This window comes from Pseudomonas sp. Q11, assembly GCF_024494355.1.
In the GTDB taxonomy this organism is placed as follows: Bacteria; Pseudomonadota; Gammaproteobacteria; order Pseudomonadales; family Pseudomonadaceae; genus Aquipseudomonas; species Aquipseudomonas hefeiensis.
On record NZ_JAKNQY010000014.1, the window covers coordinates 116,379 to 131,109 of the forward strand.

General features: G+C 62.0%; 12 protein-coding genes. 7 read left to right on the forward strand and 5 right to left on the reverse strand.

Annotation, left to right across the window (positions count from 1 at the left end):
• Positions 1-2: 2 nt before the first annotated feature.
• Positions 3-521, reverse strand: coding sequence for a DUF2059 domain-containing protein (locus tag MA884_RS16260; protein ID WP_256231465.1), 519 nt, complete (start codon positions 519-521; stop codon positions 3-5).
• A 190-nt stretch (positions 522-711) separates the two neighbouring features.
• Between MA884_RS16260 and MA884_RS16265 the strand changes: the two genes are divergently transcribed.
• Entirely contained in the window at positions 712-2,106 is a 1,395-nt protein-coding gene (locus MA884_RS16265; RefSeq protein WP_256231466.1) for a class II fumarate hydratase, read from the forward strand.
• 165 nt (positions 2,107-2,271) lie between these two features.
• On the opposite strand, the gene MA884_RS16270 is transcribed toward MA884_RS16265, so the two are convergent.
• Entirely contained in the window at positions 2,272-3,234 is a 963-nt protein-coding gene (locus MA884_RS16270; RefSeq protein WP_256231467.1) for a DMT family transporter, read from the reverse strand.
• A 190-nt stretch (positions 3,235-3,424) separates the two neighbouring features.
• Here MA884_RS16270 and MA884_RS16275 point away from each other — a divergent pair, with 190 nt between their 5' ends.
• A complete protein-coding gene (locus MA884_RS16275) occupies positions 3,425-3,664 on the forward strand; it encodes a DUF6316 family protein (protein WP_256231468.1) in 240 nt (79 codons plus the stop codon).
• Between the two features lie 193 nt (positions 3,665-3,857).
• On the opposite strand, the gene MA884_RS16280 is transcribed toward MA884_RS16275, so the two are convergent.
• Positions 3,858-5,042, reverse strand: coding sequence for a thiolase family protein (locus MA884_RS16280; RefSeq protein ID WP_256231469.1), 1,185 nt, complete (start codon positions 5,040-5,042; stop codon positions 3,858-3,860).
• Positions 5,043-5,148: 106 nt separating this feature from the next.
• The gene (pap, locus tag MA884_RS16285; RefSeq protein ID WP_256231470.1) at positions 5,149-6,669 is read right to left on the reverse strand and encodes a polyphosphate:AMP phosphotransferase; all 1,521 of its coding nucleotides are present in this window, start codon (positions 6,667-6,669) and stop codon (positions 5,149-5,151) included.
• A gap of 245 nt (positions 6,670-6,914) precedes the next feature.
• Here pap and mnmC point away from each other — a divergent pair, with 245 nt between their 5' ends.
• From mnmC to MA884_RS16310, 5 genes are all read left to right on the forward strand, one after another.
• Positions 6,915-8,897: a bifunctional tRNA (5-methylaminomethyl-2-thiouridine)(34)-methyltransferase MnmD/FAD-dependent 5-carboxymethylaminomethyl-2-thiouridine(34) oxidoreductase MnmC gene (gene mnmC, locus MA884_RS16290; protein WP_256231471.1), complete on the forward strand. Its 1,983-nt coding sequence runs from the start codon at positions 6,915-6,917 to the stop codon at positions 8,895-8,897.
• Between the two features lie 313 nt (positions 8,898-9,210).
• Entirely contained in the window at positions 9,211-10,983 is a 1,773-nt protein-coding gene (locus MA884_RS16295; protein ID WP_256231472.1) for an N-acetylglutaminylglutamine amidotransferase, read from the forward strand.
• 3 nt (positions 10,984-10,986) lie between these two features.
• Positions 10,987-12,720, forward strand: coding sequence for an N-acetylglutaminylglutamine synthetase (ngg, locus tag MA884_RS16300; RefSeq protein WP_256231473.1), 1,734 nt, complete (start codon positions 10,987-10,989; stop codon positions 12,718-12,720).
• A gap of 177 nt (positions 12,721-12,897) precedes the next feature.
• The gene (locus MA884_RS16305; protein ID WP_047226286.1) at positions 12,898-14,088 is read left to right on the forward strand and encodes an osmoprotectant NAGGN system M42 family peptidase; all 1,191 of its coding nucleotides are present in this window, start codon (positions 12,898-12,900) and stop codon (positions 14,086-14,088) included.
• 223 nt (positions 14,089-14,311) lie between these two features.
• Positions 14,312-14,539, forward strand: coding sequence for a YheU family protein (locus MA884_RS16310; RefSeq protein ID WP_047226285.1), 228 nt, complete (start codon positions 14,312-14,314; stop codon positions 14,537-14,539).
• Here the strand turns inward: MA884_RS16310 and csrA are convergent.
• Positions 14,528-14,728 (reverse strand): carbon storage regulator CsrA, encoded by a 201-nt coding sequence (gene csrA / locus MA884_RS16315; protein ID WP_256231474.1) that lies wholly within the window; start codon positions 14,726-14,728, stop codon positions 14,528-14,530. The genes MA884_RS16310 and csrA overlap by 12 nt on opposite strands.
• Positions 14,729-14,731: the final 3 nt, after the last annotated feature.

Here is a 14,731-nt window from a genome sequence, read left to right on the forward strand (position 1 = left end):
GCTTACGGCTTTTTCTTGGCAGGGGCGGCTTTTGGCTCAAGTTCAGCAGTCATGTCCGCCAGCAGCTTGTTGACCACCGGCACCGCGCTTTCCAGCTTGGCCTGGGTCAACTGGGCCGATTGCTGGGTCAGCTGAGGCATTTTTTCCAGGACTTTCTTGCCCAGGGGCGAGCGGTAGAAGGACACCAGCTCCTTGAGTTCCGGCTCGCTGAAGTTGGAGGTATAGAGCTTGACCATGTCCGGCTTGAGCTTCTTCCAGCCGATGGCCTGGTCCAGCGCGGCGTTGGCCTTGGCCTGGTAGGTTTCGAGGGTGGCTTTTTTCGACTCGGGGGCCTTGGTCTGTTCAAAGCGCTGGGCGAACATCTGCTGCACTTGCATGTACACCGGGGTACCCAGTTTGTCAGCGTGCGCCAGGGTCAGGAACTCTTCGGCACTGGCGTTGTGGCTGGCGGTATCGGCAAAAACAGGACCGCTGGCACACACCAGAGCAACTGCGGTACAGATGGCACGAAGACGGGTCATCGAGTTTCCTTTTCTACAGGCGAGGTAAAACCCCAAGGGCGATCATTCTGCGCCTAATAAACGCCGGGCCTCAACCCCATTGCTCTGCGCGTCCGATTGACGGGCCGGACCGATAGAAAAACGATTGAGGGAACCCGTGCCGCCCTTCAGGGCCTAAACTGCGCATTCAGACCTACAGGAGTTTGACCCGATGAGCCGTATCGAAACCGACAGCCTTGGCCAGGTTGAAGTCCCGGATGAAGCCTACTGGGGCGCCCAGACGCAGCGCTCCATGATCAACTTTGCCATTGGCAACGAACGCATGCCGCTGTCGGTGCTGCACGCCCTGGCGCTGATCAAGAAAGCCGCCGCGCGGGTCAATGACCGCAATGGCGACTTGCCCGCCGACATCGCGCGCCTGATCGAACAGGCCGCCGACGAAGTCCTGGCCGGCCAGCATGACGACCAATTCCCGCTGGTGGTCTGGCAGACCGGCAGCGGAACCCAAAGCAACATGAACGCCAACGAAGTGATCGCCGGGCGCGCCAACGAGCTGGCGGGCAATCCGCGCGGCGGCAAGAGCCCGGTCCACCCGAACGATCACGTCAATCGCTCCCAGAGTTCCAACGACTGTTTCCCCACCGCCATGCACATCGCCGCCGCCCAGGCTGTCCATCAGCAATTACTGCCGGCGATCGCCGAGTTGTCCGGCGCGTTGGCAGAGCTGGCGGCGCGCCATATGAAACTGGTCAAGACTGGTCGCACCCACATGATGGATGCCACGCCGATCACCTTCGGCCAGGAACTGTCGGCCTTCATCGCCCAGCTCGATTACGCCGAACGGGCGATCCGCGCAGCGCTGCCAGCGGTTTGCGAGCTTGCCCAGGGCGGCACGGCAGTGGGCACCGGGCTCAATTCGCCCCACGGTTTCGGCGAAGCAATTGCCGCTGAACTGGCGGCGCTGTCCGGCCTGCCATTTGTCACCGCGCCCAACAAGTTCGCGGCGTTGGCCGGCCATGAGCCCCTGACCACGTTGTCCGGCGCGCTGAAGACCCTGGCCGTGACCCTGATGAAGATTGCCAATGATCTGCGCCTGTTGGGTTCCGGGCCACGCGCCGGGTTCGCCGAAGTGAAACTGCCGGCCAATGAGCCCGGCAGTTCCATCATGCCCGGCAAGGTCAATCCGACCCAGTGCGAAGCCTTGTCGATGCTCGCCTGCCAGGTCATGGGCAATGACGTGACCATCGGTTTCGCCGCCAGCCAGGGCCATTTGCAACTGAACGTGTTCAAGCCGGTGATCATTCACAACCTGCTGCAGTCGATCCGGCTGCTGGCCGATGGCTGCAGCAATTTCCAGCAGCACTGCATCGCCGGGCTCGAACCGGATGCCGAGCAGATGGCGGCGCATCTGGAACGTGGCTTGATGTTGGTCACCGCCCTGAACCCACACATCGGCTACGACAAATCCGCCGAAATCGCCAAGAAAGCCTACGGCGAAGGGCTGACCCTGCGCGAAGCGGCCTTGCAGCTGGGGTATCTGACCGATGAAGAGTTCGATGCCTGGGTGCGGCCGGAAAATATGCTGGAGGCGGGTAGCCAGGGCTGAGATGTGTGCTTCGTTGGGCGCAAAGAGTGCGCTCAACACAGCCCCCCTGTGGGAGCGAGCCTGCTCGCGATGAGGCCGGTCGGCTCGACATCATTGTCGACTACCAGGCCGCTATCGCGAGCAGGCTCGCTCCCACAAAAGAGCTGTTCTTCTTGCAGTCGCGGTCTATCGCCCGACAGCCAGTCGCCCGCGCCGGGCCCTGAGCCCGGCAATCAGCGAAGGCCCCAGGGCAACCAGCGCCGAACCCAACACCACCAGTACCGCCCCGCCATACCCCAACAGATTGATCTGCTCGGCATGCACGTAATCGGGCCACCACCAGGCTGCCAACGCCACTGCGGCGAAGGTCACCAGCGGGGTGATAGCCAGGGTCGCGCTGACCCGTGACGCTTCCCAGTGAGCCAGGGCCTCGGCAAACGCGCCGTAGGCGATCAGCGTATTGAGGCAACAAGCAAGCAGTAGCCAGCCTTGCAACGGGCTCAGTTGCAGCGCCTCCAGCGGATGCACCCAGGGCGTGAGCAATAGCGCGCAGAACAGGTAGATCACCATCATGACCTGCAACGAGTTCCACACCGTCAACAGTTGCTTCTGGCCCAGGGCATAGAAGGTCCAGACCGTCGACGCCAGCAACACCATCAGCACCCCGGCGGTGTAATCGCTCAAGGAAGTCAGCAGTTCGCCGAGGCGCTGGTTGAAAAACAGCGCGAAACCGATCAACAACACCAGCAGGCCGATGCCCTGCCCCACGCTGAAACGCTCCTTGAACACAAACAGGCTGGCGACCAGCAACATGATCGGCCCCATCTGCACCACCAGTTGCGCGGTGCCGGGGCTCAAGCGATTGAGGCCCATCAGGTACAACACGTAGTTGCCGACCAGCCCCAGCACCGCCATCGCCACCAGCCAGCCGCCGCGAGGGCCCAGCACCTTGCGACTGGGCAAACGCCCGGTGGCCGTCAGATAGATGAACAGCAAGCCGCCAGACACCAGCAAGCGAAACCAGGTCACGGTGACCGGGTCCATCACTTGCAGCACTTGCTTGAGCTTGATCGGCAGAATGCCCCACAGCAGGGCGGTCAGCAGGGCGAGGAGCAGGCCGTAGACCCAGCGACCGGACGATATGTGCATGCAATCCTCGAAGCTCAAGACAAAGAGCCTCCATTCTAGGCGCGGATTGCGCGGGGACACAGGGACAGTTAGGTCGTGGACGTCCATGAGACTGTACGGGTCGTTGCCGTCGATCGCCTGGCCAGGCGCGAATCAAGGACTGCACATAAGCTCAGATAAACCGACTTCGCTGCCCTTTTGGAGACCCGCCATGTTTGGCAAACGCGCCCAGGATCCTGCCCCTACGACGATTTTTCGCAGTGACCGGATCTGCCGGGTAAACGGCGAGTTTTATTTCAATACCCGGGAAGGCACCCAGGAAGGCCCGTTCGCCAGCCGCGAGGCGGCAGAACGGGAGATAAAAGCGTATATCGCGCGGATGCAGGTCAGTGTTCCAAGCCAGTTGAACGCCACTTCCCTAGTTGAGCTCAACCCGCCCCCTGGAGCTTGAATCACAACATCTGTGCGCGAGGATTTATGTGTGGCGAGGGAGCTTGCTCCCGCTGGGCCGCAAAGCGGCCCCAATGCCCCCAATACACCGTGTACCTAAAGGCTGACGACTGCTTCGCAGCCGAGCGGGAGCAAGCTCCCTCGCCACAAAAGCCCGTGACGCCATAAGCTGAATTCAACCAGCGCCGTGGCGATTAACGAACCGCCTCAAACAACCCCGTGGCTCCCATCCCGCCTCCCACGCACATGGTCACGATACCGTAGCGCAGGCTGCGCCGTTGCAGCTCACGCACCAGGTGCCCCACTTGGCGCGAACCGGTCATGCCGAACGGGTGGCCGATGGAAATCGAACCGCCGTTGACGTTGTACTTCTCGTTATCGATTTCCAGCCGGTTGCGGCTGTAGAGGCATTGGGATGCGAAGGCCTCATTGAGTTCCCACAGGTCGATATCGGCGATCTGCAAACCCTTGGCCTTGAGCAATTTTGGTACCGAAAACACCGGACCGATACCCATTTCGTCCGGTTCGCAACCGGCCACGGTAAAGCCACGGAAAAAAGCCTTGGGCTTGAGCCCCAGGGCCAGGGCTTTTTCCAGGCTCATTACCAGGGTCATCGAGGCCCCGTCGGACAACTGCGACGAGTTGCCCGCCGTCACCGAACCGTCTTCAGCGAACACCGGTTTCAAGCCCGCCAGGCTTTCATAGGTAGTGTCGGGGCGGTTGCAATCGTCGCGATCGACCACGCCGTCGAGAATCTGCACCGCACCGCTGTTCTTGTCCTCGACCTTGTACTTGACCGCCATCGGTACGATCTCGTCGTTGAACAGCCCGGTCGCCTGGGCCTGGGCAGTGCGTTGCTGGCTCTGCAAGGCGTAGCGGTCCTGTTCTTCACGGCTGACCTGATAACGGCGGGCGACGATCTCGGCGGTCTGGCCCATGGGGAAATAAATCCCCGGCACTTGCTCCTTGAGCAGCGGGTTGATCAGGTGATCGGTATTGACGCTTTTCATCGTCAGGCTGATGGATTCCACGCCACCGGCAACGATGATGTCGCTGCAACCGGAGGCAATCTGGTTGGCGGCGATGGCGATGGCCTGCAAGCCCGAGGAACAGAAGCGGTTGAGGGTCATGCCGGCGGTGCCGATGCCCAATTGCGAAAGTACCGCCACGTTACGACCGATGTTATAGCCCTGGGCGCCCTCGTTGGAACCGGCGCCGACGATACAGTCCTCGACGCTGGCTGGATCAATCCCGTTGCGCGCCAACAATGCATCGACACAATGGGCCGCCATGTCGTCCGGACGGGTCATGTTGAACTTGCCGCGAAAGGATTTGGCCAGGCCGGTCCGCACGCTGTCGACGATCACCACTTCACGCATGGCTGTACCTCAATTGTTGTTGTCGGTTAGGAGTGAATCGAGCATAAATCCACTGCATAACCGAGCGCGACAATCATTCACCCCGCGTATGCGCTCCCATCGTCCGCTACCTGCCCTTCCTCGCCTTGCGGGCCTGCTTCCCAGAGCGCTCGAACGCCTCCTCCAGCGCTTCATTGAGCGTGCGCAACACCTTGACCCGCGCCCAGCGTTTGTCGTTGGCTTCTATCAGCGTCCAGGGAGAAATCTCAGTACTGGTGCGGTCGACCATGTCGCACACCGCCGCCCGGTAGTCATCCCATTTGTCACGGTTGCGCCAGTCGTCTTCGGTAATCTTGAAGCGTTTGAAGGGGATCTCCTCGCGCTCCTGGAAGCGCTCCAGTTGAGTCTCCTTGTCGATGGCCAGCCAAAATTTGACGACCACGACTTCGGCATCGGCAATCTGCTCCTCGAAATCGTTGATTTCGCCGTAGGCCCGCAGCCAGTCGGCCTTGCTGCAAAAACCTTCGACCCGCTCCACCAGCACCCGGCCATACCAGGAGCGGTCGAACACGGTGAACTTGCCCCGCGCCGGGATATGCCGCCAGAACCGCCACATGTAGGGATGGGCGCGCTCTTCCTCGGTGGGCGCGGCAATCGGCACGATGCTGTACTGGCGCGGGTCGAGGGCCGCCGCGACCCGCCGGATGGCTCCCCCCTTGCCCGCCGCATCGTTACCTTCAAACACCGCCACCAGGGCATGGCGGCGCATGCGCTTGTCGCGCAGCAGCCCGGAAAACCGCGCCTGCTCGGTGATCAGTTGTTCTTCGTAATCGGCCTTATCCAGGCGCAGGGTCATGTCCAGGCTGTCCAACAGCGTGATTTGGTCGTCCAGCGGCGGCAGTGGCGCCACGTTGACCTTCTCCGCCTTGATCTTTGATCGGTCCAGGGCCTGGCGCATCCCTTCGAGCAAGATCCGTCCGACCGTAAGGCTTCGATAACAGCTGTCCATGCCTTCGATCACATGCCATGGGGCGTAGTCACGACTGGTTCGGCGCAGTACACGCTCACCGTATTTGACGAACTTGTCGTAGGTCTGGGATTGCTGCCAGTCCAGCGGGCTGATGCGCCAGCTGTGCAGCGGGTCGTCCTTGAGCCCCTTGAGCCGGGCTTTCATCTGTTTCTTGGACAGGTGGAACCAGAACTTGAAGATCAGCGCGCCTTCGTCGCAGAGCATTTTCTCCAAGCGCTCAGCCCCATTGATGGCCTGATCGAGCCGTGGGTCCTTGATCTGGCCATGAACGCGCCCCTGCAACATCTGGCTGTACCAATTGCCAAAGAAAATCCCCATGCGCCCCTTGGCCGGCAGCATCCGCCAATAGCGCCAGGCCGGTGGCCGCGCCAGTTCCTCGTCGGTCTGTTGATCGAACGTGCGCACTTCGATCAACCGCGGATCCATCCATTCGTTGAGCAATTTCACCGTCTCGCCCTTGCCCGCCCCTTCGATGCCGTTGATCAGCACAATGACCGGAAAACGACTCTGCTGGTGCAGCTCGTACTGGGCTTCGAGCAACGCCTCACGCAGTGCCGGCACTTGGGCGTCATACGTGTCTTTATCAACGACGTGACCGATTTCAGCGGATTCGAACATGGACAGCTCCTTCCAGGGAATGGGGCAAGACTAGCGGATTGGACGCCCCCCCGTATGTTTGTGTGTAGGAGCTGTCGAGCGAAGCGAGGCTGCGATCTTTTGATCTTGATCGTTCGCTTTCCACTCAATTGTTTGGGACAAGATCGCAGCCTCGTTGCACTCGACAGCTCCTACAGATGCATACGCATGGGAGCAATCGGTAATCGATCGGCTAGAATACCCTCCCAGTTTTCACCGAGCCTGCCATGACACCCGTACAGCACCACGCCCAACTCGACTGGGACGATCAGGGTCGCCCGCGCTCCCGGGTGTTCGACGATGTGTATTTTTCCGACCAGTCGGGCCTGGAAGAAACCCGCTACGTGTTCCTTGAACAAAACAACCTGGCCGAGCGTTTTGCCGCGCTGCCGGACGACGGGCGGCTGGTGATCGGCGAGACCGGGTTTGGCACCGGGCTGAATTTTCTCTGCGCCTGGCAGTTGTTCGAGCAGTGCGCACCGGCCGGGGCGCGGCTGCATTTTGTCAGTGTCGAAAAATTCCCCTTGAGCCCGCCCGACCTGCGCCGGGCACTGGACTTGTGGCCGCCACTCAAGCTTCAGGCGGATCAATTGCTTGCGCAGTACGTCGCAATCCATCAAGGCTTCCAGCGCCTGACGCTGGCAGGTGGCCGGGTCACCCTGACGTTGTTGATCGGCGATGCCCTGGAGCAATTGCCGCAACTGGATGCGCAAATCGATGCGTGGTTCCTGGACGGTTTCGCGCCGGCGAAAAATCCCGAGATGTGGACCGCCGAGCTGTTTGCCGAACTGGCGCGGTTGGCCGCCCCCGGCGCGACCCTCAGCACCTTCACCAGCACCGGCTGGGTGCGACGGTTATTGAATGCGGCAGGCTTCAAGATGAAACGCACGCCAGGCATCGGCCACAAATGGGAAATCCTGCGCGGGATGTTTCTCGGTTGGCCGCAACTGACGCCCACACCGCCCCCGGTAAAACCCTGGTACGCCCGCCCCGCTGCGCACAGCGGCGAGCGTCGGGCCCTGGTGATCGGTGGCGGCCTGGCCGGTTGCGCCAGCGCGTCCAGCCTCGCGGCCCGTGGCTGGCAGGTGGCGCTGCTGGAACGGCATGCCGGGTTGGCCGAAGAAGCGTCCGGCAACCCGCAGGGCGTGCTGTATCTCAAGCTTTCGGCCCATGGCACCGCCTTGTCGCAAATGATCCTCAGCGGTTTCGGTTACACCCGGCGCCTGCTCGAACATCTGCAGCGTGGTGTTGACTGGGACGGCTGCGGTGTCTTGCAACTGGCCTTCAGCGACAAGGAAGCCGAGCGCCAGGCGCAATTGGCCGAGGCCTTTGCCGAGGATTTGCTGCATGTCCTGGATCAGCCCCAGGCCGAGGCGCAGTCCGGTATCGGCCTGGCCTGTGGCGGTCTGTTTTACCCGCAAGGCGGCTGGGTACATCCGCCCGCACTGTGCCGCTGGCAGGCATCCGCCGCCGAGATTGAGGTACACGCCCACCATGAAGTCCTGGAGCTGCGGCGCGTTGATGGTCAGTGGCAGGCCTGGGATGGCGGGCGTTGCCTGGCCAGCGCACCGGTAGTGATCCTTGCCAGCGCCGCCGAGATCAAACGCTTCGACGCGGCCGCCGAGTTGCCCCTCAAGCGCATTCGCGGACAAATCACCCGCCTGTCGCAAACCGTACGCAGCCAGGCATTGCGCACGGTGGTCTGCGCCGAAGGCTACGTGGCCCCGGCACGGTTAGGCGAGCACACCCTGGGTGCCAGTTTCGATTTCAAGAACGACGACCTGACCCCCACCGCCGCCGAGCACGCCGGTAACCTGCAGATGCTGGAGCAAATCTCCACTGATCTGGTAGAGCGCCTGGACGCCAGCACCCTGGACCCGGAACACCTTCAGGGCCGCGCGGCGTTCCGTTGCACCAGCCCGGATTATTTGCCGATTGTCGGCCCCTTGGCTGAGAGTCAGGCCTTCACCCAGGCGTATTCGGCGCTGAGCAAGGACGCCCGCCAGGTGCCGGACTGTCCATGTCCCTGGCTCGATGGCTTGTACATCAACAGCGGCCACGGTTCCCGGGGCCTGATCACCGCGCCGTTGTCGGGCGAGTTGATTGCCGCCTGGCTGGACAACGAACCTTTGCCCCTGCCCCGAAGCGTGGCCGAGGCCTGCCATCCGAACCGGTTTGCGTTGCGGGCGCTGGTTCGGGGCAAGGCCTAGCGCAGATCGCAGACACACCACAAACCCTGTGGGGGACACACCACAAACCCTGTAGGAGCTGAGCTTGCTCGCGATTGCGGTAGATCAGCCAGCATCTTAGTAGACTGATACGCCGCTATCGCGAGCAAGCTCAGCTCCCACAGGGTCAGGGTCCTCTTATGCTTGAATCGCGCGGCAATCCCTGCAGCCCCACCCATCGGCTTATAACGCATTGATCTAAAACTCACGCCAATCCCATCGGTCAGTTTCAAAGTACCCGCCATTTTGGCGTATGCTGTTTGACCCTCCCCAACGGAAAAACCGGTAAGGACCTATGTGCGGATTAGCTGGAGAGTTACGTTTCGATCAACAACCTGCGGACCTTGCGGCCGTAGAGCGAATCACCCATCACCTGGCCCCTCGCGGCCCCGACGCGTGGGGTTTCCACAGTCAGGGCCCCATTGCCCTGGGCCATCGGCGCCTGAAAATCATGGACCTGTCCGACGGCTCGGCCCAGCCAATGATCGACAATCAACTGGGCCTGTCCCTGGCCTTCAACGGCGCGATCTACAACTACCCTGAATTGCGCGCCGAGCTGGAAGGCCTGGGCTACGCCTTCTATTCCGGTGGCGACACCGAAGTGCTGCTCAAGGGCTATCACGCCTGGGGCGAAGCACTATTACCCAAGCTCAATGGCATGTTTGCCTTCGCCATCTGGGAGCGTGACGCCAAGCGGCTGTTCATCGCCCGCGACCGTCTCGGCGTCAAGCCGCTGTACCTGTCGCGCACCGGCCAGCGCCTGCGCTTTGCCTCGGCGTTGCCGGCGCTGCTCAAGGGCGGTGACATCAGCCCGATGCTCGACCCGGTGGCGCTGAACCATTACCTGAACTTCCATGCCGTGGTCCCGGCACCCCGCACCTTGCTGGCCGGCGTTGAAAAGCTCCCACCCGCCACCTGGATGCGGGTCGAAGCCGACGGCACCACCGAACAGAAAACCTGGTGGACCCTGCCCTACGGCCCACGGGCCGATGAGCAAAACCTGAACCTGCAAGACTGGATCGACCGCGTACTCGACAGCACCCGCGAAGCGGTTGCCATTCGTCAGCGTGCCGCTGTGGATGTGGGCGTGCTGCTTTCCGGCGGTGTGGACTCGAGCATGCTGGTGGGCCTGCTGCGCGAGGTTGGTGTAGAAAACCTTTCCACATTCTCCATCGGCTTCCAGGATGCCGGTGGCGAGCGCGGTGACGAGTTCCAGTATTCGGACTTGATCGCCAAGCACTACGGCACTCACCACCACCAGTTGCGCATCGACGAAAAAGAAATCATCGAACAACTGCCGGCGGCGTTTCGTGCCATGAGCGAGCCGATGGTCAGTCACGACTGCATCGCCTTCTACCTGCTGTCGCGGGAAGTGTCCAAGCATTGCAAAGTGGTGCAAAGCGGTCAGGGCGCCGATGAACTGTTCGCCGGTTACCACTGGTATCCACAGGTGGACGGCGCCAGTGACCCGTACGCGGCCTATCGCGCCGCATTCTTCGATCGCAGCTACGAGGAATATGCCGCCACCGTGCAGCCCAAATGGCTGACGGCCAACGACGCGGCCGGCGACTTCGTCAAGGAACACTTCGCCCAGCCGGGCGCCGACGCCGCGGTGGACAAGGCCCTGCGCCTGGACAGCACCGTGATGCTGGTGGACGACCCGGTCAAGCGCGTCGACAACATGACCATGGCCTGGGGCCTGGAAGCGCGCACGCCATTCCTGGATTACCGACTGGTGGAGCTCTCGGCGCGGGTCCCGGCGAAATTCAAGCTGCCCGACGGTGGCAAACAAGTCCTCAAGGAAGCCGCCCGACGGGTGATCCCCGGCGAGGTCATCGACCGCAAAAAAGGCTATTTCCCTGTACCGGGTCTCAAGCATCTGGAAGGCAACACCTTGGCCTGGGTCCGGGAACTGCTGCTGGATCCGAGCCAGGATCGCGGCCTGTTCAACCCGGCGATGCTTGATCGACTGCTGACCGACCCCAACGGCCAGCTCACCCCGTTGCGCGGCTCAAGGCTGTGGCAACTGGCTGCGCTGAACCTGTGGCTCAGCGAGCAAGGAATCTGATCGATGAAACCCCACAATCAACGCCTGCTGCGGGGCCAGGCGCCCTCCTATGAACGTCTGCAGGCACGCCTGGCCGAAGACGGCAGCGAACTGGGCGCCGACCCGATCGCGGTGCACTGCGGCTGGGGCCGATTGCTGATCGGCCACACCTTCCCGGACCCGGCGAGCCTGGCCCAAGAGCTGCTCAATGAACAATCCGGCGAGCGCGACATTGCCTTGTACGTCGCCGCGCCCCAGCAAATACTCGGGCTGGAGCCGGCGCAGCTGTTTCTCGATCCATCCGACACCTTGCGCCTGTGGTTCAGCGACTATCGCCAGGCCACCCGGGTATTTCGCGGGTTCCGGATTCGCCGGGCCCAGAGCGATGCCGACTGGCAAGCGATCAACCTGCTGTATCAGGCCCGGGGCATGCTACCCATCGATCCGCAACGGCTCACGCCGCGTCATGAGGGCGGGCCGGTCTACTGGCTGGCCGAAGATGATGACACCGGCGCGGTGATCGGCAGCGTCATGGGCCTGAATCATCAGAAAGCCTTCAACGACCCTGAAAACGGCAGCAGCCTCTGGTGCCTGGCCGTGGATCCGCAGTGTTCGCGGCCCGGCGTCGGTGAAGTGCTGGTGCGCCACCTCATCGAGCACTTCATGAGCCGTGGCCTGAGTTACCTGGATCTGTCGGTGCTGCACGACAATCGCCTGGCGAAAAGTCTCTACGCCAAACTCGGGTTTCGAAATCTTTCGACGTTCGCCATCAAACGCAAGAATTGCATCAACCAGCCGCTGTTCCTCGGGCCAGGCCCCGAGGCGCAGTTCAATCCTTATGCGCGCATCATTGTCGAAGAAGCTCACCGCCGGGGCATCGAAGTCCAGGTGGACGACGCCGAAGGTGGATTGTTTACCCTGGTCCATGGCAGTCGCCGGGTCCGGTGCCGTGAATCCCTCAGCGACCTGACCAGCGCTATCAGCATGACCCTGTGCCAGAACAAAAGCCTGACCCACAAGGTGCTGAAGAACGCAGGCTTGAACTTGCCGGCCCAACAGTTGGCAGGCAATGCCGATGACAACCTGGCATTTCTCGATGAGCACGAACGGGTGGTGGTCAAGCCTCTGGACGGTGAACAGGGCCAAGGGGTAGCGGTGGATCTGCGCACGATTGAAGAGGTGCAGGGCGCGATTGAAACAGCCCGCCAGTTCGACACTCGGGTGCTGCTGGAAAGCTTCCACGAAGGCCTGGACCTGCGCGTGCTGGTGATCGGCTTTGAAGTGGTGGCAGCGGCGATTCGGCGGCCGGCGGAGGTGATCGGCGACGGTCGGCACACCATCGGTGCGCTGATCGAAGCCCAGAGCCGCCGGCGACAAGCGGCCACGGGGGGTGAAAGCAAGATTCCGATGGACGCCGAGACCCAACGCACATTGAGCGCGGCAGGCTATGACTACGACAGTGTGCTGCCCGCCGGCAAACATTTGTTCGTACGGCGTACGGCGAACCTTCATACCGGCGGCGTGCTGGAAGATGTCACGGGCATCCTCCATCCGACCCTGAGCGAAGCCGCAGTACGCGCCGCGCGGGCGCTGGATATCCCCATGGTTGGCCTCGACCTGTTAGTGCCGGCGGCCGATCAGCCCGAATACGTGTTCATCGAAGCCAACGAACGCGCTGGCCTGGCCAACCACGAACCGCAACCCACTGCCGAACGCTTTGTGGATTTATTGTTTCCCCATAGTCAGGCGGTGGCCTAGGCCTTTTCTCTGTGGCGAGGGAGCTTGCTCCCGCTGGGCTGCGAAGCAGCCCCCTCCATCTATTACCGGGTTTGTGGGACAGGCCGGATATCTGAACGGCGACCGCTTCGCGGTCGAGCGGGAGCAAGCTCCCTCGCCACAGGTTTCCCTTACTTAAACCTTCCTGGAGGAGTTTCCATGATCAGCAAAATTCCCGAACCGGATCTCGAATACCTGCAAAAGGTCCTGCTGGAAATGCTCGCCATTCCCAGCCCCACCGGCTTCACCGACACCATCGTGCGCTATGTCGCCGAGCGGCTCGAAGAATTGGGTATCGAGTTTGAAATGACCCGGCGCGGCACGATCCGCGCCACCCTCAAGGGCCGCAAGAGCAGCCCCGACCGGGCCGTGTCGGCTCACCTGGACACCATCGGCGCCTCGGTGCGCGCCATCAAGGACAACGGGCGCCTGACCCTGGCTCCCGTGGGCTGCTGGTCCAGCCGGTTTGCCGAGGGCAGTCGAGTCAGCCTGTTTACCGACACGGGCGTGATCCGCGGCAGCGTACTGCCGTTGATGGCGTCCGGGCATGCATTCAATACCGCCGTGGATGAAATGCCCATCAGCTGGGACCACATCGAACTGCGCCTGGACGCCTACTGCACCACCCGCGCCGATTGCGAAACGCTGGGGGTGGGCATTGGCGATTATGTGGCTTTCGACCCTTTGCCGGAATTCACCGAGAGTGGCCATATCAGCGCCCGGCACCTGGACGACAAAGCCGGGGTCGCGGCGCTGCTGGCGGCGCTCAAGGCAATTGTCGACAGCGGCGAAGAGCTGTTGATCGACTGCCACCCGCTCTTCACCATTACCGAAGAAACCGGCAGCGGCGCGGCGGCGGCTCTGCCTTGGGATGTCAGCGAGTTCGTCGGCATCGATATCGCGCCGGTCGCACCGGGCCAGCACTCGAGCGAACACGCGGTGAGCGTGGCGATGCAGGATTCCGGCGGGCCCTATGACTATCACCTGTCCCGGCACTTGCTGAAGCTGGCCAGGGAAAACGAACTGCCGGCGCGCCGCGATCTGTTCCGTTATTACTTCAGCGACGCCCATTCCGCCGTCACCGCCGGCCACGATATCCGCACCGCCCTGCTCGCCTTCGGCTGCGACGCCACCCATGGCTACGAACGCACTCACATCGACAGCCTCGCCGCCCTGAGCCGCCTGCTGGGCGCCTACATCCTCAGCCCACCGGTATTCGCCAGCGACGCCCAACCGGCCCAGGGTTCACTGGACCGCTTCAGCCATCAACTCGAACACGATGCGCAGATGGAAAGCGATACCCGGGTGCCATCGGTGGACAGCTTGATTGGGCAGCGGTCGGATAACTGAGCAAAGATTCCAGAATCTCAGTGCCAGTCATGACGCCATCGCGAGCAGGCTCGCTCCCACAAGGAGACCTTCGTTGAGCATAAAGTGGGTGCTCGACGCCGGCCAACTGTGGGAGCGAGCCTGCTCGCGATGGCGCCGCAACAGACATCGCAAGCCCCAAGCCAGGCTAGCCGCAAAAGCCCTTTGGTCGTAGCATCGCGACATTGTCTAGCCGAGGTACCCCATGCTGATCCCTTACGACCAACTCGAAGTCGACACGCTCACTCGCCTGATCGAAGATTTCGTGACCCGCGACGGCACCGACAATGGCGATGACACGCCGCTGGAGACCCGCGTGTTGCGGGTCCGGCAGGCCTTGACCAAAGGCCAGGCGATGATCGTCTTCGACCCGGAAAGCGAACAGTGCCAGTTGATGCTCAAGCACGACGTGCCCAAGCATCTATTCGACTGAACAGACCTTGCGACTGGCCTGGGCCCTTTTTTTCTGAATCTTTTCGTATATCTCGGAGCGATGCACGTCGATATGCCGTGGCGCTTCCACGCCGAAACGAACAGTGCTGCCGTTGACCGAGAGCACTCGGACGGAAATATCATCACCGATGGAAATCAGTTCACCCACAGCGCGGCTAAGTACGAGCATGGT